The 20234-nt window shown below is 69.3% G+C and carries 21 protein-coding genes, 3 tRNA genes and 1 pseudogene; 21 read left to right on the forward strand and 4 right to left on the reverse strand.

What is annotated here, in order from left to right:
- The first annotated feature begins 199 nt into the window (after positions 1 to 199).
- The 5 genes from V8690_RS25905 to V8690_RS25925 all read left to right on the forward strand — a co-directional run bounded on the left by V8690_RS25905 (position 200) and on the right by V8690_RS25925 (position 2348).
- A complete protein-coding gene (locus tag V8690_RS25905) occupies positions 200 to 388 on the forward strand; it encodes a hypothetical protein (protein WP_338782511.1) in 189 nt (62 codons plus the stop codon).
- Between the two features lie 244 nt (positions 389 to 632).
- Complete coding sequence (locus tag V8690_RS25910) at positions 633 to 890, forward strand: ATP-binding cassette domain-containing protein (RefSeq protein WP_338782512.1); 258 nt, start codon at positions 633 to 635, stop codon at positions 888 to 890.
- Positions 891 to 1088: 198 nt separating this feature from the next.
- Entirely contained in the window at positions 1089 to 1469 is a 381-nt protein-coding gene (locus tag V8690_RS25915; RefSeq protein WP_338782513.1) for a hypothetical protein, read from the forward strand.
- Entirely contained in the window at positions 1466 to 1756 is a 291-nt protein-coding gene (locus tag V8690_RS25920) for a hypothetical protein (RefSeq protein WP_338782514.1), read from the forward strand. Before V8690_RS25915 ends, V8690_RS25920 begins: the two co-directional genes overlap by 4 nt.
- A gap of 379 nt (positions 1757 to 2135) precedes the next feature.
- The gene (locus tag V8690_RS25925; RefSeq protein ID WP_338782515.1) at positions 2136 to 2348 is read left to right on the forward strand and encodes a hypothetical protein; all 213 of its coding nucleotides are present in this window, start codon (positions 2136 to 2138) and stop codon (positions 2346 to 2348) included.
- Between the two features lie 19 nt (positions 2349 to 2367).
- Here the strand turns inward: V8690_RS25925 and V8690_RS25930 are convergent, their stop codons facing one another.
- Together V8690_RS25930 and V8690_RS25935 are read right to left on the reverse strand one after the other, a co-directional pair.
- A complete protein-coding gene (locus V8690_RS25930) occupies positions 2368 to 3024 on the reverse strand; it encodes an SDR family oxidoreductase (RefSeq protein ID WP_338782516.1) in 657 nt (218 codons plus the stop codon).
- A gap of 78 nt (positions 3025 to 3102) precedes the next feature.
- Positions 3103 to 4362 carry an amidohydrolase family protein gene (locus V8690_RS25935; RefSeq protein ID WP_338782517.1) on the reverse strand — a complete coding sequence of 420 codons (1260 nt, stop codon included), beginning with the start codon at positions 4360 to 4362 and terminating at the stop codon, positions 3103 to 3105.
- A gap of 236 nt (positions 4363 to 4598) precedes the next feature.
- On the opposite strand from V8690_RS25935, the gene V8690_RS25940 reads away from it, so the two are divergent.
- The 6 genes from V8690_RS25940 (at position 4599) to V8690_RS25965 (ending at position 7215) form a co-directional block, all read left to right on the forward strand.
- Positions 4599 to 4671, forward strand: a tRNA-Thr gene (locus V8690_RS25940).
- Between the two features lie 46 nt (positions 4672 to 4717).
- Positions 4718 to 4790 (forward strand) — tRNA-Met (locus V8690_RS25945).
- 88 nt (positions 4791 to 4878) lie between these two features.
- Entirely contained in the window at positions 4879 to 5043 is a 165-nt protein-coding gene (rpmG, locus tag V8690_RS25950) for a 50S ribosomal protein L33 (RefSeq protein ID WP_003948671.1), read from the forward strand.
- Between the two features lie 100 nt (positions 5044 to 5143).
- Positions 5144 to 5596 carry a MaoC family dehydratase N-terminal domain-containing protein gene (locus V8690_RS25955; RefSeq protein WP_338782518.1) on the forward strand — a complete coding sequence of 151 codons (453 nt, stop codon included), beginning with the start codon at positions 5144 to 5146 and terminating at the stop codon, positions 5594 to 5596.
- A gap of 8 nt (positions 5597 to 5604) precedes the next feature.
- Positions 5605 to 6033 carry a MaoC family dehydratase gene (locus V8690_RS25960; RefSeq protein ID WP_338785460.1) on the forward strand — a complete coding sequence of 143 codons (429 nt, stop codon included), beginning with the start codon at positions 5605 to 5607 and terminating at the stop codon, positions 6031 to 6033.
- A gap of 126 nt (positions 6034 to 6159) precedes the next feature.
- On the forward strand, positions 6160 to 7215 hold the full coding sequence (locus tag V8690_RS25965; RefSeq protein WP_338782519.1) for a UDP-N-acetylmuramate dehydrogenase: 1056 nt from the start codon (positions 6160 to 6162) through the stop codon (positions 7213 to 7215).
- 164 nt (positions 7216 to 7379) lie between these two features.
- On the opposite strand, the gene V8690_RS25970 is transcribed toward V8690_RS25965, so the two are convergent.
- Together V8690_RS25970 and V8690_RS25975 are read right to left on the reverse strand one after the other, a co-directional pair.
- Positions 7380 to 8411, reverse strand: a complete 1032-nt coding sequence (locus V8690_RS25970; protein WP_338782520.1) for an adenosine deaminase — start codon at positions 8409 to 8411, stop codon at positions 7380 to 7382.
- A gap of 134 nt (positions 8412 to 8545) precedes the next feature.
- On the reverse strand, positions 8546 to 9772 hold the full coding sequence (locus V8690_RS25975) for a pyridoxal phosphate-dependent aminotransferase (RefSeq protein ID WP_338782521.1): 1227 nt from the start codon (positions 9770 to 9772) through the stop codon (positions 8546 to 8548).
- 307 nt (positions 9773 to 10079) lie between these two features.
- Here V8690_RS25975 and V8690_RS25980 point away from each other — a divergent pair.
- The 10 genes and pseudogenes from V8690_RS25980 to rpoB all read left to right on the forward strand — a co-directional run bounded on the left by V8690_RS25980 (position 10080) and on the right by rpoB (position 20142).
- A tRNA-Trp gene (locus tag V8690_RS25980) sits at positions 10080 to 10152 on the forward strand.
- A 108-nt stretch (positions 10153 to 10260) separates the two neighbouring features.
- Positions 10261 to 10545 (forward strand): preprotein translocase subunit SecE, encoded by a 285-nt coding sequence (gene secE, locus V8690_RS25985; RefSeq protein WP_010036800.1) that lies wholly within the window; start codon positions 10261 to 10263, stop codon positions 10543 to 10545.
- An 80-nt stretch (positions 10546 to 10625) separates the two neighbouring features.
- A complete protein-coding gene (nusG, locus tag V8690_RS25990) occupies positions 10626 to 11450 on the forward strand; it encodes a transcription termination/antitermination protein NusG (RefSeq protein ID WP_338782522.1) in 825 nt (274 codons plus the stop codon).
- 163 nt (positions 11451 to 11613) lie between these two features.
- Positions 11614 to 12048 (forward strand): 50S ribosomal protein L11, encoded by a 435-nt coding sequence (gene rplK / locus V8690_RS25995; RefSeq protein WP_338782524.1) that lies wholly within the window; start codon positions 11614 to 11616, stop codon positions 12046 to 12048.
- Between the two features lie 76 nt (positions 12049 to 12124).
- Positions 12125 to 12850 (forward strand): 50S ribosomal protein L1, encoded by a 726-nt coding sequence (gene rplA, locus V8690_RS26000; protein ID WP_010036794.1) that lies wholly within the window; start codon positions 12125 to 12127, stop codon positions 12848 to 12850.
- Between the two features lie 128 nt (positions 12851 to 12978).
- Complete coding sequence (locus tag V8690_RS26005) at positions 12979 to 13836, forward strand: hypothetical protein (protein WP_338782525.1); 858 nt, start codon at positions 12979 to 12981, stop codon at positions 13834 to 13836.
- Positions 13837 to 13929: 93 nt separating this feature from the next.
- Positions 13930 to 14757: a DUF1396 domain-containing protein gene (locus V8690_RS26010; RefSeq protein ID WP_338782526.1), complete on the forward strand. Its 828-nt coding sequence runs from the start codon at positions 13930 to 13932 to the stop codon at positions 14755 to 14757.
- 293 nt (positions 14758 to 15050) lie between these two features.
- A complete protein-coding gene (rplJ, locus tag V8690_RS26015; RefSeq protein WP_338782527.1) occupies positions 15051 to 15581 on the forward strand; it encodes a 50S ribosomal protein L10 in 531 nt (176 codons plus the stop codon).
- Between the two features lie 114 nt (positions 15582 to 15695).
- Positions 15696 to 16085, forward strand: coding sequence for a 50S ribosomal protein L7/L12 (rplL, locus tag V8690_RS26020; RefSeq protein ID WP_338782528.1), 390 nt, complete (start codon positions 15696 to 15698; stop codon positions 16083 to 16085).
- A gap of 572 nt (positions 16086 to 16657) precedes the next feature.
- Positions 16658 to 20142: pseudogene (gene rpoB / locus V8690_RS26025) on the forward strand (DNA-directed RNA polymerase subunit beta).
- The last annotated feature ends 92 nt before the right edge of the window (positions 20143 to 20234 follow it).

The following is a 20234-nucleotide window of genomic DNA, read 5'->3' on the forward strand; positions in this document are numbered from 1 at the left end:
TGTGGTCGACGTCCATCGCCGCGGCGGAGGTGATCCTGTGATCGTCGGTAGGACGACCAGGTGCCGCCCTTCAGCTTGCAGTCCGGGCCGGTGGCCGGTGGTTCGATCGTCTCGGCGATCAGCACCTCGTCGCGGGTGTCGCACCCGTCGTCGGGATAGGCGCCGGCGTTCCAGTACCGGAAGCTGGTGCACGCACCCCTTGGACGAGAGGGACGCCGCCCTGGCGCGCGAACTGGTCGAGGAGGCCGGTGGCCGCCAGGCCGCCGAGCAGGAGGCCCGCCGCCAGGTGTCCGCCGCGCTGCGGGCCCTGTCGTGGGCGCAGCCCACCCCCGACACCTACCGGCAACCCCACGACATCGCCTGGGCGATGACCTGCCGCGAGTCCTGACCCCGGCCAGAGGGAGGCGGCCTCCCGCGCACACGGGGGAGCGGACCTAACGCGGCGTGACTTCGGTCGGGGTGGGCCGATGTCTGTGCGGCGACCCAGAGCCCTCATCCACCCACAGCCGTGACCAACCGCCGTAGCACCCGGCCTCAGCCCGGCCGCTCGGAGCGGAACCGATCGTGACGAAACACAGTGGAGTCGTGCAGCAGACCGAGACGAGCGCAGCGCTGCCGGCGGTCTTCCCGCCGTGGCCGCCTACGGGCTGCGGGTGGTCCGCGGCCGCCACACCGTCCTCCAGGACGTCAGCTTCACCGTCCCCCGCGGCTGCATCGTGGGCCTGCTCGGGCCGAGCGGTTGCGGGGAGACGACGCTGCTGCGGTCCGTGGTCGGCGTGCAGCAGACCACGGCGGGCCACGTCCAGGTCCTCGGATACGCGGCCGGCGCCCCGGCACCCGAGGACCCGCGTCGGCTACGTCACGCAGGAGCCGTCGGTACGCGGGCCTGACCGTGCTGGAGAATTTGCGCCACTTCGCCGCCCGCCCTAGGCAATGCGGGGCCGGCACAGGCAGGACGCGGTGGTCCGGGTGGTGAAGGAGGTCGACCTGGCCTCCTACGCCGACAAGCTGGTCGTCCGTCTGTCGGGGGGCCAGTACTCGCGGGTGTCGCTGGCGGCTCGCGCTGCTGGAAAAGCCTGACCTGCTCGATGGACGAGCCGACCGTCGGCCTGGACCCCATGGTGCGCCGGGAGTTGCGGCCGGTGTTCCAGGGGCTGGCCGAGGAGGGCACCGCGCTGCTGGTGTCCAGCCATGTGATGGACGAGGCCGACCGCTGTGGCCGGCTGCTGCTGATGCGGGCCGGACGGCTGCTGGCCGGTGCCGACCGGGGCACGCTGCTGGAGCACACCGGCTGCGACGACGTGGAAGAGGCGTTCATGCATCTGGTGCAGGCCGCGTCCGACGCCGAGGAACGCGCGCGACGGCGGGCCACGGAGCAGAGCCTGCCGCCGGTCCTGCCGGGCCTCCTCGACCAGGCCGGCGCCCCCGAGGCGGAACGGGCCTACTTCGCCGCGGACACGGTGCGGTGAGTGGCGTCCGAGTGGCCGAGCGGCTGCCGTTCTCGCCCACCACCACGGGCGCGACCGCGGTCCGGGTGCTCCTGCAGATCTGCCGGGACAAGGGCCGTACCGCACTGCTGCTGGCCATCACGTGCATGCTCATGGTGCTGCTGAAGCTGATGTTCCATGACTCCGAAGCCACCTTCGAGCGGGTCGGGTTCCAGGTCTTCGGCATCTGCCCGGTCATCGTGATGTACCTGGTGGCGTCCGTGTCGACGCTGCCGAACGCACCACCGGCACCGCCGAGCGACTGCTGACGATGCCCGTGCAGCGGTTGGACATCGTGCTCGGCCACAGCCTCGCGTTCGCCTTCCTGACCCTGTTGCAGGCGGTGCTCTCCACTCTGCTGTCCATCGGCCCGCTCGGCCTGGACATCAAGGGCCCGGCGTATCTGCTGGTGGTCGTCGCCATGCTCGGCGCGCTGCCGGGGCTGGCGCTGGGGCTGCTGGTGAGCACCTTCGCGCGCAACGAGTTCCAGGCGGAGCAGGTCCTGCCCGCCGGGGTGCTGCCCCAGTTCCTGGTGTGCGGCCAGGGGCGAGACGGGTGGGTTCTTGGCGCTCATGATGAGCGCGGGCATGGCGGACCACGGGGCGGGCGACAGGCATACGCGGGCCGCACGCGCTGCACACTGGCCCCATGTCCTCCCGTCGCAGAACCTGCCCCGCGTGCCGTCGCGAGATCGCCGTCGTCGCCGGACGGTACGCGCGCCACGACCCGCCCGGCGCCCGGGAACACGGCGAACTCACCTCATGCCCGGGCTCCCGCCGCCAGGCCCTGCTCGGCCCGGAACAGCCCTCCCTGGACGGCTACGCGGTCCCCGACTTCCCGGGCCAACTGCCCCTGTTCTAGGAACGGTTCCCCGGCGTCGTCAGTTCCCAGCCACCGACTTCACCGCCACGGACACCGGAGCCGGCCCGCTGATCAGCTCCAGAGTGAGGCCGGCCGTCGCGGGGGTGTCCACCAGCTCCGCGAGTACGGTGGCCACGTCGTCGCGCGGGATCGGGCCACGACCCGTGTGCGCCTCCAGGCGTACCAGGCCGGTGCCGGCGTCGTCGGTGAGCTGGCCGGGGCGCAGAATCGTCCAGTCCAGCGCGTCCAGCCCGCGCACGTACGCGTCCGCCTCGCCCTTGGCGCGCAGGTACACGTCGAAGATCTCGTCGCCCTTGTGCTCCGGGTCGGCGCCCATGGACGACACGATCACGAAGCGCCGTACGCCCGCCCGCACCGCCGCGTCCGCGAAGAGGACCGCCGCGGCCTTGTCCACCGTGTCCTTGCGGGCCGCCCCGCTGCCCGGTCCCGCGCCCGCCGCGAACACCGCCGCGTCGGAGCCCCTGAGCCGCTCCGCGACCTCGTCCACGGACGCCGACTCCAGGTCGAGCACGACCGGTTCGGCACCGGCCTCCCGCAGATCGTCGGCCTGTTCGGCCTTGCGGATGATCCCCGCGACCTCGTCCCCGCGCGCGGTGAGCAGCCGCTCCAGCCGCAACGCGATCTGACCATGACCACCAGCGATTACAGTACGCATGCCTTCGACCGTACGCCCGGACAGCACCGTCCGCCGCACGACTTGAGCCACACCCCGACACCCCTACCGCCCCGCGCCCTACGACAACTGCCCCCGCCCCTGCCGCGGCAGCCCCAGCTCCACCGAAGCCGCCGAACTACAGAACTCCCGCACCGCGCTGGTCCGCGCCACCACGCGCCCCCGGTGCACCACCACCCGGCTGTAGGCCAGTGACAGCACCCCCGCCAGCCGGTCCCCCCGCACCGCGACCAACTCGGCCGGGAAACCCGCCTCCACCCGCACCTCCGGCAGCCCCAGCACCGCTCGCGCCGAACCGCTCACCGCGTCGTACGCCTCCTCGGGCGACAGCCCGTAGCGCGAGGCCAGCAGGAACGCCGCCTCCAGCGGGTCCCCGCGCCCCACGGGGTTCGACACGTCCCGCAGCGCCCCGCTCCCGGCGGCCACCCGCACCCCGGCCGCGCGCAGCAGCCGTACCGGAGCCGCCCCCCGCCGGTCCACGCCGCCGCAGCCGCCCTGCGGCAGGCACACCACCGTCACCCCGGCCGCCGCCAGTTGGTCCGCGGTCCGCGAGGCCACCTCGGAGGGAAGCCGGCCGAGATCGCCGCACGGGCTGAGGGTCACCCCGGGACGCAGCCCGCCCGCCATCGCCGCGAGCCGGGCCAGCCGCGCCGGATCCCCGGCGTCCGTGTGCAGGTCGACGGGACAGCCGTGCTCGGAGGCCACCTCCAGGACCGCCTCCACGTACCCCGTCGGATCCGGGTCGAGATCCGGCCGGCCGCCCACCACCGAGGCGCCCATCTTCACCGCGTCCCGCAGCACCGCCAGCCCGTCCGCCCCGGCCACCCCGGTCAGCACTCGCGGCATCGCCACCGTCGTCAGCTCGGCCAGCCCCCGCAGCGCCCGCCGCGCCTGCAACACGGCCGCCAGCGCGCCCAGCCCCTGGACGTCCCCCACGCGCACGTGGGCCCGCATCGCGGTCGCCCCGTGCCCGAGCTGGAGCAGCGCGGCCTCGGTCGCCCGGCGCTGGACCTCCTGTGGCTCGTACGAGACCGGGCCCTGGGCGTCGGCGGACAGCGCCGTGTCGGCATGGGCGTGCGGCTCGGCCGGGGCCGGCAGCAGCAGATAGCCGCCGAGATCCACGCGCGCCCCGCACGCGCGCGTGCCGACCGCCGCCAGGCTGCCGGCCGTGCCGACCGCCTCGATACGCCCGCCGCCCAGCCGTACGTCCACGGTCCGGCCGTCGGTGAGCCGCGCCCCGCACAGCAGCAGCGACGACGGGTCGGCCGGACCCGGCGAGGACGACGGGGGCGGAGGTGGCTGCGGCTGGCTGTCGGGCATCGCGCTCCTGGGGCTCGGCTGCGCACGCGAGGACGCATGATCACTCAGAGTGAGACGAGCCTAGGACGGCCCCCCGCCCGTCGCGGGGAGGAGCGCAATAGTCGTACCGGCGTGGTCCGCTGTGCGGAACGCGAGGCACGCACGAGGCGGCGGGGAGGACGGTGCGCGCGGCCCGGCCGGGTACCCGAAACGGATTTGGGTGAACGGCGGCAGAGCGTGTAATGTCTTCATCGCTCGCCCCAATAGCTCAGTCGGCAGAGCGTCTCCATGGTAAGGAGAAGGTCAACGGTTCGATTCCGTTTTGGGGCTCTGATGTGAACGGTTCCCGTCGCGAGGCGGGGCCCGGCCACATCAAAGCGGTGTAGCTCAGTCGGTAGAGCAAGCGGCTCATAATCGCTGTGTCACCGGTTCAAGTCCGGTCACCGCTACTCTCAGTAGCCGATTGCGGGGTCGGTCCTTCGATCGGCTACTCTTCTTGCGTTAAACAGTCCATCCGTTCGTCTTAGGAGCACTCACGTGGCTGCCACCGACGTCCGCCCGAAGATCACGCTGGCCTGCGTGGAGTGCAAGGAGCGGAACTACATCACCAAGAAGAACCGGCGTAACAACCCGGACCGTCTTGAGATGAAGAAGCACTGCCCGCGTTGCAACGCGCACACCGCGCACCGCGAGACGCGATAAATCAGGCTCGTACGCGAGGCCGTTCCCGAGTGATCGGGGGCGGCCTCGCGTCGTTGAACGACCCGTACCGTTCAGTAGCGCAACCAGGAGGTGCCGGGCCATGGCGCTCGACCAGTCCTTCGTGGGGCGGACGTACCCGCCCACCGAGCCCTACGAGGTGGGCCGGGAGAAGATCCGTGAGTTCGCCGAGGCGGTCGGGGACGCCAACCCGGCGTACACGGACGCGGAGGCCGCCAAGGCGCTCGGCCACCCCGACGTGATCGCGCCGCCGACCTTCGTCTTTTCGATCACCTTCAGGGCCGCGGGGCAGGTCGTCCAGGACCCCCAGCTCGGCCTGGACTACAGCCGAGTCGTGCACGGTGACCAGAAGTTCGCCTACCGCCGCCCGGTCCGCGCCGGCGACCGGCTCACGGTCACCTCCACCATCGAGGCGATCAAGTCCCTCGCGGGCAACGACATCCTGGACATCCGGGGCGAGGTCCACGACGAGGCCGGCGAGCACGTCGTGACCGCCTGGACCAAGCTCGTGGCCCGCGCGGCCGAGGAGGCGTGAGCGATCCCATGACGGCGAAGATCTCCTACTCGGACGTCGAGGTCGGCACCGAACTGCCCGCACAGACATTCCCCGTGACCCGCGCGACCCTCGTCCGGTACGCGGGCGCCTCCGGCGACTTCAACCCGATCCACTGGAACGAGAAGTTCGCCAAGGAGGTCGGCCTGCCGGACGTCATCGCGCACGGCATGTTCACCATGGCCGAGGCGATCCGCGTGGTCACCGACTGGGCCGGCGACCCGGGAGCGGTCGTCGAGTACGGCGTCCGCTTCACCAAACCCGTCGTCGTCCCGAACGACGACCAGGGCGCCGTGATCGAGGTCGGTGGCAAGGTCGCGGCCAAGCTCGACGACAACACGGTCCGCGTGGACCTGACGGCGACGAGCGCCGGGCAGAAGGTGCTGGGCATGTCGCGCGCGGTCGTGCGGCTGGCCTGAGACGGCAGATGCGGGGTAAGGGGCGCTCTCCAATGCGGGGCGCCCCTCATGGCGGCCCTCGTCCCCGGGCGGGGGTCGCACGCACGTGTGCGGAGGCTGTCAGTGCCGTCTCGTACTCTTGAGCCCGTGCAGGAACTCCACGACGCCCCCCTCGCCCCGCTGACCACCTTCCGGCTGGGCGGCCCCGCGACCCGGCTGGTCACCGCGACGACGGACGACGAGGTGATCGCCGTCGTGCGCGAAGCCGACGAGGCGGGCACCCCGCTGCTGGTCATCGGCGGCGGCTCGAACCTGGTCATCGGCGACAAGGGCTTCGAGGGCACCGCCCTCGTCATCGCCACCAAGGGCTACACCCTCGACGGCACGAGACTGGAACTGGCCGCCGGCGAGGTGTGGACCGACGCCGTCGCCCGCACGGTGGAGGCGGGCCTGGCCGGCATCGAGTGCCTGGCCGGCATCCCGGGCTCGGCGGGCGCGACCCCCATCCAGAACGTCGGGGCGTACGGCCAGGAGGTCTCCTCGACGATCACCGAGGTCGTCGCCTACGACCGCCGCACCGGCGAGACGGTCACCCTGGCCAACGAGGACTGCGCCTTCTCCTACCGCCACAGCCGCTTCAAGGCCGACCCGGAGCGATACGTGGTCCTGCGCGTCCGCTTCTCCCTGGAGGACGCCGGCGGCCTCTCCGCCCCCCTCAGGTACGCCGAGACGGCCCGCGCCCTCGGCGTCGAAGCCGGCGACCGCGTCCCGCTCGCCTCGGCCCGCGACACCGTGCTCAAGCTGCGCGCCGGCAAGGGCATGGTCCTGGACCCCGAGGACCACGACACCTGGTCGGCCGGCTCCTTCTTCACCAACCCGATCCTCACGGACGCGGACTTCGCGACCTTCCGCGCGCGCGTGCGCGAGCGCCTCGGCGACGGCGTGGAGCCTCCCGCGTACCCGGCCGGTGAGGGCCGTACGAAGACCTCCGCGGCCTGGCTGATCGACAAGGCGGGCTTCACGAAGGGCTACGGCGACGGCCCCGCGCGCATCTCCACGAAGCACACCCTGGCGCTGACCAACCGGGGCAGCGCGACCACGGAGGACCTGCTCGCCCTCGCCCGCGAGGTCGTTGCCGGTGTCCGCGAGGCCTTCGGGGTCACGCTGGTGAACGAGCCGGTGACGGTCGGGGTCAGCCTGTAGGCACCCCGCCTCGGTGCTGAGGCCGGGTGGATCCGCAGCCCGGCGGGACGGGCGCCGCCCCAGCGGCACGAATGCCCGCAGCTAGGCGGCGAGCCGCATGCCCCACGCCCCCCCCCGCGTGGCCCGCCCCCCGCACCGCCCCGACCCACCCCGTCGCGCAGGCGCTACGACGCCAGCCAGTCGTCCACCCCGGCCAGCAGCTTCGTCTTCACGTCCTCCGGTGCCGCCGCCCCCCGGACCGACTGCCGAGCCACCTCCGCCAACTCCGCATCCGTGAACCCGTGATGCCGCCGCGCGATCTCGTACTGCGCGGCAAGACGCGAACCGAACAGCAACGGGTCGTCCGCGCCCAGCGCCAGCGGCACCCCCGCCTCGAACAGCGTCCGCAGCGGCACGTCCTCCGGCTTCTCGTACACCCCCAGCGCCACATTCGACGCCGGGCACACCTCACACGTCACCTGCCGGTCCGCCAGCCGCTTCATCAGCCGTGGATCCTCCGCCGCCCGCACGCCGTGCCCGACCCGGTCCGCCCCCAGGTCGTCCAGACAGTCCCGCACCGACGACGGCCCCGCCAGCTCGCCCCCGTGCGGCGTCGACAACAGTCCGGCCTCCCGCGCGATCCCGAACGCCCGGTCGAAGTCCCGCGCCATCCCCCGCCGCTCGTCGTTCGACAGCCCGAACCCGACGACCCCCCGGTCCGCGTACCGCACCGCCAGCCGCGCCAGCGTCCGCGCGTCCAGCGGGTGCTTCATCCGGTTCGCCGCGACCAGCACCCGCATACCGAGCCCGGTCTCCCGCGACGTCGTCTCCACCGCGTCGAGGATGACCTCCAGCGCCGGGATCAACCCGCCCAGCCGCGGCGCGTACGACGTCGGGTCGACCTGGATCTCCAGCCACCCCGACCCGTCCCGCAGATCCTCCTCCGCGGCCTCCCGTACCAGCCGCTGGATGTCCTCCGGCTCCCGCAGACACGAGCGTGCCGCGTCGTACAGCCGCTGAAAGCGGAACCAGCCCCGCTCGTCCGTCGCCCGCAGTCTCGGCGGCTCCCCGCCGACCAGCGACTCGGTCAGCGCGTCGGGCAGGCGCACCCCGTGCTTGTCGGCCAGTTCCAGCACGGTCGAGGGCCGCATCGACCCGGTGAAGTGCAGGTGCAGATGGGCTTTCGGCAGTTCAGAGACATCACGTACACGCTCCATTCCAGGATCCTGCCGTACGTCTCAGCTGTCCCGGTAGCTGTTTCCCCGAACGTGGTCTTGCTCGCACTCCCACACGAGAAAGCGGACCGCTCCCCGAAAGGGGAACGGCCCGCTTCGACCACTCACGTGAGCAGTCAGTCCCTGGCCTCCGCCAGCAGCTTCTGCATCCGGCTCACGCCCTCGGCGAGATCCTCGTCACCCAGCGCGTACGACAGCCGCAGATACCCGGGCGTACCGAACGCCTCACCCGGCACCACCGCCACCTCGGCCTCTTCCAGGATCAGCGCGGCCAGCTCGACCGTGTCCTTGGGCCGCCGGCCCCGGATCTCCTTGCCGACCAGCGCCTTCACCGACGGGTACGCGTAGAACGCACCCTCCGGCTCCGGGCACACCACGCCGTCGATCTCGTTCAGCATCCGCACCATGGTCTTGCGGCGCCGGTCGAACGCCTCGCGCATCTTCTCGACGGCGACCAGGTCACCGGAGACGGCGGCCAGCGCGGCGGCCTGGGCGACGTTGGACACGTTCGACGTGGCGTGCGACTGGAGGTTCGTCGCGGCCTTGACCACGTCCTTCGGGCCGATGATCCACCCGACCCGCCAGCCGGTCATCGCGTACGTCTTCGCGACACCGTTCACCACGATGCACTTGTCACGCAGCTCGGGCAGCACCGCCGGCAGCGACACGGCGGAGGCGTCGCCGTAGACCAGGTGCTCGTAGATCTCGTCGGTGAGCACCCACAGGCCGTGCTCGACGGCCCAGTGGCCGATGGCCTCGGTCTCCTGCTCGCTGTAGACCGCGCCGGTCGGGTTGGACGGCGAGACGAACAGGACGACCTTCGTCTTCTCCGTACGGGCCGCCTCCAGCTGCTCGACGGACACCCGGTAGCCGGTCGTCTCGTCGGCGACGACCTCCACCGGGACACCCCCGGCGAGCCGGATCGACTCCGGGTACGTCGTCCAGTACGGCGCGGGCACGATGACCTCGTCGCCCGGGTCGAGGATCGCGGCGAAGGCCTCGTAGATGGCCTGCTTGCCACCGTTGGTGACGAGGATCTGCGACGCGTCGACCTCGTAGCCGGAGTCGCGCAGCGTCTTCGCGGCGATCGCGGCCTTCAGCTCGGGCAGGCCGCCGGCCGGCGTGTAGCGGTGGAACTTCGGGTTCTTGCAGGCCTCGATCGCGGCCTCGACGATGTAGTCCGGGGTCGGGAAGTCGGGCTCACCGGCGCCGAAGCCGATCACCGGCCGCCCTGCGGCCTTGAGGGCCTTGGCCTTGGCGTCCACGGCGAGGGTGGCGGACTCGGAGATCGCGCCGACTCGGGCGGAGACCCGGCGCTCGGTGGGAGGGGTTGCAGCGCTCATGGGCCCCATCGTTTCAGACCGGAAACGTGCGCGGCACGGGGGTTTCACAGACTGAACAACGCCGGGCAAACCCCAGAACAACAGTCCGGACCGACCGCGCGGCCTGGGCGATCTTCAGCCGGAGCCCGGCCGTCCGCACCCCGTTCCGCAGGCGATCTTCCGCCAACGAGGCCTTACTGGCGCCCATTCTGTTCGACGACCGGCCGCAGACCACGTACACTCTCACCTCGTTGGCCTTCAGCGGGCCGCGCCCCGTTCGGTGCACACCAAGCATCCGGACGGATGCGGTACGTTGGGGGACACGCAAAGGGTCGTAGCTCAATTGGTAGAGCACTGGTCTCCAAAACCAGCGGTTGGGGGTTCAAGTCCCTCCGGCCCTGCTACACACACCGTCGCCAGGATGTGTGCGCATGTACGTACAGCAATGCACCGCCGTGCGGCTCAGACCGGGCGCGGCACGGCCACGACCCGGAATCAGGTGAGGACGAGTGACGGACGCCGTGGGCTCCATCGACATGCCTGATGCCCAGGACGAGGCGCCGGAGTCCAAGAAGACCCGCAAGGGCGGCAAGCGCGGCAAGAAGGGCCCGCTGAAGCGGCTCGCCCTCTTCTACCGCCAGATCGTCGCGGAGCTGCGCAAGGTCGTCTGGCCGACCCGCAACCAGCTGACGACGTACACGACCGTGGTGATCATCTTCGTGGTCATCATGATCGGCCTGGTCACCGTGATTGACTATGGACTCAGCCACGCCGCCAAGTACGTGTTCGGCTGAGCCGCCAGCGAAGAGCGCCGAGGTACCCGGCGCTCCTTTCGCATGTTCCACCCCCATGTATCCAGGAAGAAGCAGCCACCGTGTCTGACCCGAACGTGAACGACGCCATCGAGCCTGTCGAGTCCGTCGAGGACGAGCTCGACACCGTCGAGGGCGCGGACAGCGAGGACACCGAGGCCTCCGCCGAGGTCGAGGCTGCCGACGCCGTCGCGGACGACGCCGCCGAGGCGGAGACCGAATCCGGTGAAGAGATCGCGGAAGAGTCCGAGGAAGAGCCCGAGGACGACCGCGACCCGATCGAGAAGCTCCGCGAGGAACTGCGGGTCCTGCCCGGCGAGTGGTACGTCATCCACACCTACGCCGGCTACGAGAACCGCGTGAAGACCAACCTGGAGCAGCGCGCCGTCTCGCTGAACGTCGAGGACTACATCTTCCAGGCCGAGGTGCCGCAGGAGGAGGTCGTCCAGATCAAGAACGGCGACCGCAAGACGATCAAGCAGAACAAGCTCCCGGGCTACGTCCTCGTCCGCATGGACCTGACGAACGAGTCCTGGGGCGTCGTGCGCAACACCCCCGGCGTCACCGGCTTCGTGGGCAACGCCTACGACCCGTACCCGCTGACGCTGGACGAGATCGTCAAGATGCTCGCCCCGGAGGCCGAGGAGAAGGCCGCCCGCGAGGCCGCCGAGGCCGAGGGCAAGCCGGCTCCGCAGCGCAAGGTCGAGGTCCAGGTGCTGGACTTCGAGGTCGGCGACTCGGTCACCGTCACCGACGGCCCGTTCGCCACGCTCCAGGCGACCATCAACGAGATCAACCCGGACTCGAAGAAGGTCAAGGGCCTCGTGGAGATCTTCGGCCGCGAGACGCCGGTCGAGCTCTCCTTCGACCAGATCCAGAAGAACTAGCAGCACCCCGGCTTCCGAGCAGGTCAGACGGGCTCCTGGAGTCTGCCTGACCTGCTCGGTTTTTGGCCGCACATGGATACCCGTTATCGTTGTGCGGTATGCCTCCATCCGGCTCATCCGGATCAGGGGCTGGAAAACTCTCACTAGGACCCGGAGAGAGCACATGCCTCCCAAGAAGAAGAAGGTCACGGGGCTCATCAAGCTCCAGATCCAGGCCGGTGCCGCCAACCCGGCCCCGCCGGTCGGCCCCGCGCTGGGCCAGCACGGCGTCAACATCATGGAGTTCTGCAAGGCCTACAACGCCGCGACCGAGTCGCAGCGTGGCTGGGTCATCCCGGTGGAGATCACGGTCTACGAGGACCGTTCCTTCACCTTCATCACCAAGACCCCGCCGGCCGCGAAGATGATCCTCAAGGCCGCGGGCGTGGACAAGGGCTCCGGCGAGCCGCACAAGACCAAGGTCGCGAAGATCACGCGTGACCAGGTCCGCGAGATCGCCACCACAAAGATGCCCGACCTCAACGCCAACAGCCTGGACGCCGCCGAGAAGATCATCGCCGGCACCGCCCGTTCCATGGGCGTCACGGTCGAGGGCTGAGCCCCAACCCCATCAGCAGAAGTGGCAGGGCCTGCTCGGCCCGGACCACGACTCCTAAGAATCCACAGGAGCAGTAGTGAGCAAGCGCAGCAAGTCCCTTCGCGCTGCGGACGCCAAGATCGACCGGGAGAAGCTCTACGCCCCGCTCGAGGCCGTCCGTCTCGCCAAGGAGACCTCCACGACCAAGTTCGACGGCACCGTCGAGGTCGCCTTCCGTCTGGGTGTCGACCCGCGCAAGGCCGACCAGATGGTCCGTGGCACCGTGAACCTCCCGCACGGCACCGGTAAGACCGCCCGGGTCCTGGTCTTCGCGACCGGCGACCGTGCCGAGGCCGCGCGTGCCGCGGGCGCCGACATCGTCGGCGCCGACGAGCTGATCGACGAGGTGTCGAAGGGCCGTCTGGACTTCGACGCCGTCGTCGCCACCCCGGACCTCATGGGCAAGGTCGGCCGCCTGGGCCGCGTGCTCGGTCCGCGTGGTCTGATGCCGAACCCGAAGACGGGCACCGTCACCCCCGACGTCGCCAAGGCCGTCACCGAGATCAAGGGCGGCAAGATCGAGTTCCGTGTCGACAAGCACGCGAACCTGCACTTCATCATCGGCAAGTCGTCCTTCGACGACACCAAGCTGGTGGAGAACTACGGCGCGGCGCTGGAGGAGATCCTCCGTCTGAAGCCGTCCGCCGCCAAGGGCCGGTACATCAAGAAGGCCGCCATCACCACCACGATGGGCCCCGGCATCCCGGTCGACCCGAACCGCACCCGCAACCTCCTCGTCGAGGAGGACCCGGCCGCGGTCTGAGCCTGACGGCTCACCCAACCGGTCACGGGCCCCGCACCTCTCACAGGTGCGGGGCCCGTTCCCCTTTCCGGTACGTACGCCGGTGGCCTGGGTTAACGTGCGGGAACCGGATGGGAACGGGGGGACGTATGCAGGGCACGACCGTGCGCCGCGTGGGCCTGGTGCTCGCGGTGGCGACCGCGCTGACGGGGATGGCCGCCTGCACCTCCCCGGACTCCTCCGACGGCCCCGGCAAGGACGACCGGGCCGCGCACGGCAGGTCCGTCGCGGCCCTGCGCTCCGCCGAGCGCGCCACCCAGCGGGCCGAGTCCGCCCGGGTCGAGTCCACGACGACCGTGGGCTCGCTGATGTCCATGACCGCCGACGGCACCCTCGGCTGGGGCGACGGCATCAGCGGCACCCTGACCATCACGTACACCGGCGGCACCCTGGCCGACACCATGCGCCGGCTCGGCAGCACCTCCATGGAGGCCCGCTACCTGCCCGACGCCTACTACGCGCGCATGGGCGAGAAGTTCGCCGAGCAGGCCGGCGGCAAGCACTGGATCCGGTACGCGTACGAGGACCTGGAAGCTCTCGCCGGTGGCTCCGGTGCCCACCTCGGCGACCAGATGCGCACCACCACGCCCAACCAGTCCGTGAAGCTCCTGCTGGCCTCCGGGGACGCCCGAAAGGTCGGCGAGGAGTCCGTGCGCGGCCGGCCCGCCACGCACTACTCCGGCACCGTGGTCGCCGCGGACGTCACCGATGCCGCCCTGAAGGAGCGGCTCACCGAGGTCGGCGTCACCACCGAGACCGTCGACATCTGGATCGACGAGCGGAACCTGCTGGTCAAGAAGGTGGAGAAGGCCCGGATGACCACGGGCCTGATGACCCAGACCGCGTACTACGGCGACTACGGCGTGCGGGTCCGGGCCCAGCGGCCCCCGTTGTCGGACACCGGGGACTTCGAGGACCTGATGCGGAAGAAGGCCGGTACGTCCTGAGGTCTCCGTGAAACCGGATAGATCACTTGTGCCCCTCTGGGATAGGCTCACGGCCTTGCTGTGCAGCAAGCAAGTATTCCTTGGGGGGAATCAATGAGGACATCCATACCTGTCGCCGGGCTGGGCGCTCTGCTTCTCGCCGCCGGGGCGGTCGGCTGCGGTTCTGAGCAGTCGCCGGAGATGACGCCCGCGGCCGCCGTCGCCAAGGCGGCGAAGAACACGGAGGACATCACGTCCCTCCGGTACCGCATGAGCGGCACCGTGCCGGAGTCGGGCCGGGTCAAGGGCGAGGCGTCGATGCGCCTGAAGCCCACGATCGCCATGAGCATGAAGATGACGGCCCCCGAGCAGGGCGCCACCGAGGCCATGGAGATCCGCCTCGTCGACAAGGCCATGTACATCGGTGGGGGAGCCGAGATGGCCAAGGAGATGGACGGCAAGACCTGGATGAAGTTCGACCTGTCCGGGTCTGACGCGGGCAAGGAGCTGGACCAGCTGGGGTCCGCGAACCAGGCCGAGCAGAACCCGGCGGCGGAGTCCACCTTCCTCACGGGCGCCAAGGACGTGAAGAAGGTCGGCTCCGAGAAGGTCGAGGGCGTCGACACGACCCACTACACGGGCACCGTCACGCTCAAGGACCTCCGCGCGTCCCTCAAGGACGGGAAGGCGGACACCCGCGAGCAGCGAGAGAAGAGCATCAAGCAGTACGAGAAGCTGGGCGTCGACAAGCTCACGATGGACATGTGGGTCGACGGCGACGACCACACCAAGCAGTTCCGGATGAAGGGCGAGGCCGACAAGGGCCCGCTCGACATGACCATCACCTTCCTCGACTACAACAAGCCGGTGAACGTCACGGCCCCGCCGGCCAAGGACGTCGCCGACCTCGCCGACCTGTTCAAGGAACTCGACGCGAGCTGATCCGCCGTACGGGCGGATTTGCTTGACGGCGATCCGTTCCCGTACTCTCCTACAGAAGCCAAAGACCGCTGGTCGTTACCGCGCGCTCGGATGAGGGTGCGGTGGCCGAAGGATCCGCTGAACGGCGGACGGCCCGCGCAGGTGACAGTGGAAGAGTTCCCGGAGTGCGCCGCCTCGTGCGTGCGTGCAGTCGGTCGAGCTTCGCCCCGTGCGCCTGCGCCGGGGCGTTTCGTTTTCCCCAGTCCTCCTTCGGGTCCGCGCGGTCCGAATCACCCGGAAGGAGGCCGAGGCTCATGGCGAGGCCTGACAAGGTCGATGCCGTCGAGGAGATGCGGGACAAGTTCCGCAACTCCAACGGCGCCGTCATTACCGCGTACACCGGTCTCACCGTGGCGCAGCTCCAGCAGCTGCGTCGTTCACTCGGTGAGAACGCTCAGTACCGTGTGGCGAAGAACACGCTGACCAAGATTGCGGCCAACGAGGCCGGGATCACCGCGATCGACGACCTCTTCACGGGTTCGTCGGCCGTCGCCTTCGTGACCGGTGACCCGGTCGAGGCGGCGAAGGGTCTCCGTGACTTCGCCAAGAACAACCCCAGCCTGGTCATCAAGGGCGGCGTCCTTGACGGCAAGGCGTTGTCCGCTGATGAGATCAAGAAGCTTGCGGACCTCGAGTCCCGCGAGGTTCTGCTCTCCAAGCTGGCCGGTGCCATGAAGGGCAAGCAGTCCCAGGCTGCCTCTGTCTTCCAGGCGCTGCCGTCGAAGCTCGTCCGCACCGTGGACGCGCTCCGTGCCAAGCAGGACGAGCAGGGCGGTGCCGAGTAACTCGGCTCGCATCCCGGCCCCCGCTGCCTGAAAGCGGAGGCCGTCGCGGGCCAGTAGTACGCCCGCCTCACATGTACATCCGGCACCTGCCGAATTAGTGGAAGGACCGCCATCATGGCGAAGCTCAGCCAGGAAGACCTGCTCGCGCAGTTCGAGGAGATGACCCTCATCGAGCTCTCCGAGTTCGTGAAGGCGTTCGAGGAGAAGTTCGACGTCACCGCCGCCGCGGCCGCCCCGGTCGTCGTCGCCGGTGGTGCCGCTGGTGGCGCCGCCGCCGAGGCCGAGCCCGAGAAGGACGAGTTCGACGTCATCCTCACCGGTGCCGGCGACAAGAAGATCCAGGTCATCAAGGTCGTGCGTGAGCTGACCTCCCTGGGCCTGAAGGAGGCCAAGGACCTGGTCGACGGTGCGCCGAAGCCGGTTCTGGAGAAGGTCAACAAGGAGGCCGCCGACAAGGCCAAGGAGTCCCTCGAGGGCGCCGGCGCCTCCGTCGAGGTCAAGTAAGACCTCCCGGATCCGCCAGGATCCACGACACGTCCCACTGGGCGTGTAACGCGTAAGCGCGGAAGAGCGATCATCCATCCGGGTGGTCGCTCTTCGGCGTTTGCGGGGTCCGGCCGCGGTTGCCTTGCACCCTCTGTGGCGGCGGGTATGGTGATCTTCGTCGTGTCTGGGCGGGCCCCGGTTCGGGCAGGGGGGCCTTGACGAACCGCACGCAGCGCGCAATTCTCAGGACGCGTCGTCACAAGGATCCGAATCCGAGGTATGGATCGGCGACGAAGAGGGCAGTATCAACGTGCGTTGAGGGCAGCGCCTTGTCGCAGGAGTGGAACAACGAGGGTCAACACGGGTCTGACAACCCGGACTGGACATCAGTGTGCCATGTGGCTACACTGACCCTTTGCGCTGCCTGTTAGCTGTCCCCTGCCCGTCACCAGGGGTCTGCCCTCGCCCGAGCATCGACGACAAGACCTGTCTGATCTGGCTTTTCGGCCGGACGGACATAGCTTGTCTCTGTGTACGGGAGAGGGGCCGGTACGCGCGTAGTGAGTCCGAGCCCTCGGAAGGACCCCCTCTTGGCCGCCTCGCGCAACGCCTCGACCGCGAATACGAACAACGGCGCCAGCACCGCCCCGCTGCGCATCTCTTTTGCAAAGATCAAGGAGCCTCTCGAGGTTCCGAACCTGCTCGCGCTGCAGACCGAGAGCTTCGACTGGCTGCTCGGCAACACGGCCTGGCAGAGTCGGGTCGAGGAGGCTCTGGAGAACGGTCAGGACGTCCCCACCAAGTCCGGGCTCGAGGAGATCTTCGAGGAGATCTCCCCGATCGAGGACTTCAGCGGGTCGATGTCGCTGACCTTCCGCGACCACCGCTTCGAGCCGCCGAAGAACTCGATCGACGAGTGCAAGGAGCGCGACTTCACGTACGCGGCCCCGCTCTTCGTCACCGCCGAGTTCACGAACAACGAGACCGGCGAGATCAAGTCCCAGACCGTCTTCATGGGCGACTTCCCGTTGATGACGAACAAGGGCACCTTCGTCATCAACGGCACCGAGCGTGTCGTGGTGTCGCAGCTCGTCCGTTCGCCCGGTGTCTACTTCGACTCCTCCATCGACAAGACGTCCGACAAGGACATCTTCTCCGCCAAGATCATCCCGTCCCGGGGTGCCTGGCTGGAGATGGAGATCGACAAGCGCGACATGGTCGGTGTCCGCATCGACCGCAAGCGCAAGCAGTCCGTCACCGTCCTGCTCAAGGCGCTCGGCTGGACCACCGAGCAGATCCTCGAGGAGTTCGGCGAGTACGAGTCCATGCGCGCCACCCTGGAGAAGGACCACACCCAGGGCCAGGACGACGCGCTGCTCGACATCTACCGCAAGCTGCGTCCGGGCGAGCCCCCCACGCGTGAGGCCGCGCAGACGCTGCTCGAGAACCTCTACTTCAACCCCAAGCGCTACGACCTGGCCAAGGTCGGCCGCTACAAGGTCAACAAGAAGCTGGGTACGGACACCCCGCTGGACGCCGGGATCCTGACCGTCGAGGACATCATCGCGACGATCAAGTACCTGGTGAAGCTGCACGCCGGCGAGACCGAGACGGTCGGTGACAACGGCACGTCCGTGGTCGTCGAGACCGACGACATCGACCACTTCGGCAACCGCCGCCTGCGCAGCGTCGGCGAGCTCATCCAGAACCAGGTCCGTACGGGTCTGGCGCGTATGGAGCGAGTCGTCCGCGAGCGGATGACGACCCAGGACGTCGAGGCGATCACGCCGCAGACCCTGATCAACATCCGGCCGGTCGTCGCCTCCATCAAGGAGTTCTTCGGCACCAGCCAGCTGTCCCAGTTCATGGACCAGAACAACCCGCTGTCGGGTCTGACGCACAAGCGGCGTCTGTCCGCGCTCGGCCCGGGTGGTCTGTCCCGTGAGCGGGCCGGCTTCGAGGTCCGTGACGTGCACCCCTCGCACTACGGCCGCATGTGCCCGATCGAGACCCCTGAAGGCCCGAACATCGGTCTGATCGGCTCGCTCGCCACCTACGGCCGGGTCAACGCGTTCGGTTTTGTCGAGACCCCGTACCGCAAGGTGTTCGAGGGCCAGGTCACCGACCAGGTCGACTACCTCACGGCCGATGAGGAGGACCGCTTCGTCATCGCGCAGGCCAACGCGCCGCTGACGGACGACCTCCGCTTCGCCGAGGCACGCGTGCTGGTCCGCCGTAAGGGCGGCGAGGTCGACTACGTCGGCCCCGAGGACGTGGACTACATGGACGTCTCGCCGCGCCAGATGGTGTCGGTCGCGACGGCCATGATCCCCTTCCTGGAGCACGACGACGCCAACCGTGCCCTCATGGGCGCGAACATGATGCGCCAGGCCGTTCCGCTGATCCAGGCGGAGTCCCCGCTCGTCGGCACCGGCATGGAGTACCGCTCCGCGGTCGACGCCGGCGACGTGGTCAAGGCCGAGAAGGCCGGTGTGGTCCAGGAGGTCTCCGCGGACTACATCACCACCGCCAACGACGACGGCACGTACATCACGTACCGCCTGGCCAAGTTCGCCCGCTCCAACCAGGGCACCTCGGTCAACCAGAAGGTCATCGTCGCCGAGGGCGACCGGATCATCGAGGGCCAGGTCCTCGCCGACGGTCCGGCCACCCAGCAGGGCGAGATGGCGCTCGGCAAGAACCTGCTCGTGGCGTTCATGCCGTGGGAGGGTCACAACTACGAGGACGCGATCATCCTGTCGCAGCGCCTCGTGCAGGACGACGTCCTCTCCTCGATCCACATCGAGGAGCACGAGGTCGACGCCCGTGACACCAAGCTCGGCCCCGAGGAGATCACCCGGGACATCCCGAACGTCTCCGAGGAGGTCCTCGCCGACCTCGACGAGCGCGGCATCATCCGTATCGGTGCCGAGGTCATCGCCGGTGACATCCTCGTCGGCAAGGTCACGCCCAAGGGCGAGACCGAGCTGACGCCCGAGGAGCGCCTGCTGCGCGCGATCTTCGGTGAGAAGGCCCGTGAGGTCCGTGACACCTCGCTGAAGGTGCCGCACGGCGAGACCGGCAAGGTCATCGGTGTGCGCGTCTTCGACCGCGAGGAGGGCGACGAGCTTCCCCCGGTGTGAACCAGCTGGTGCGCGTCTACGTCGCGCAGAAGCGCAAGATCACCGACGGTGACAAGCTCGCCGGCCGCCACGGCAACAAGGGCGTCATCTCGAAGATCCTGCCGATCGAGGACATGCCGTTCCTGGAGGACGGCACCCCGGTCGACATCATCCTCAACCCGCTCGGTGTCCCCTCCCGAATGAACCCGGGGCAGGTCCTGGAGATCCACCTCGGCTGGCTCGCCAGCCAGGGCTGGGATGTCTCCGGTCTCGCCGACGAGTGGGCGCAGCGCCTCCAGGCCATCGACGCCGACCAGGTCCCGCCGCGGACCAACGTCGCGACGCCGGTCTTCGACGGTGCCCGCGAGGACGAGCTGGCCGGCCTGCTGGAGCACACCATCCCGAACCGCGACGGCGACCGCCTGGTCCTCCCGTCCGGTAAGGCCCGGCTGTTCGACGGCCGCTCCGGCGAGCCGTTCCCGGACCCGATCTCGGTCGGGTACATGTACATCCTCAAGCTGCACCACCTGGTCGACGACAAGCTGCACGCCCGTTCGACCGGCCCGTACTCGATGATCACCCAGCAGCCGCTGGGTGGTAAGGCTCAGTTCGGTGGCCAGCGGTTCGGCGAGATGGAGGTGTGGGCGCTCGAGGCGTACGGCGCCGCCTACGCCCTCCAGGAACTGCTGACCATCAAGTCCGACGACGTCACCGGCCGCGTGAAGGTCTACGAGGCCATCGTCAAGGGCGAGAACATCCCCGAGCCCGGCATCCCCGAGTCCTTCAAGGTGCTCATCAAGGAGATGCAGTCTCTCTGCCTGAACGTGGAGGTGCTGTCCAGCGACGGTATGTCCATCGAGATGCGTGACACCGACGAGGACGTCTTCCGCGCTGCGGAGGAGCTCGGCATCGACCTGTCCCGGCGCGAGCCGAGCAGCGTCGAAGAGGTCTGACGGGAGTCCGGCGGGCCTTGGTGAGACCGAGGCCCGCCGGCCCAGGACCCCCGTATCAGACCAAAGACTTACAACCCTGAGAGGGATTGACG

Source organism: Streptomyces sp. DG1A-41 (assembly GCF_037055355.1).
Lineage (GTDB): Bacteria > Actinomycetota > Actinomycetes > Streptomycetales > Streptomycetaceae > Streptomyces.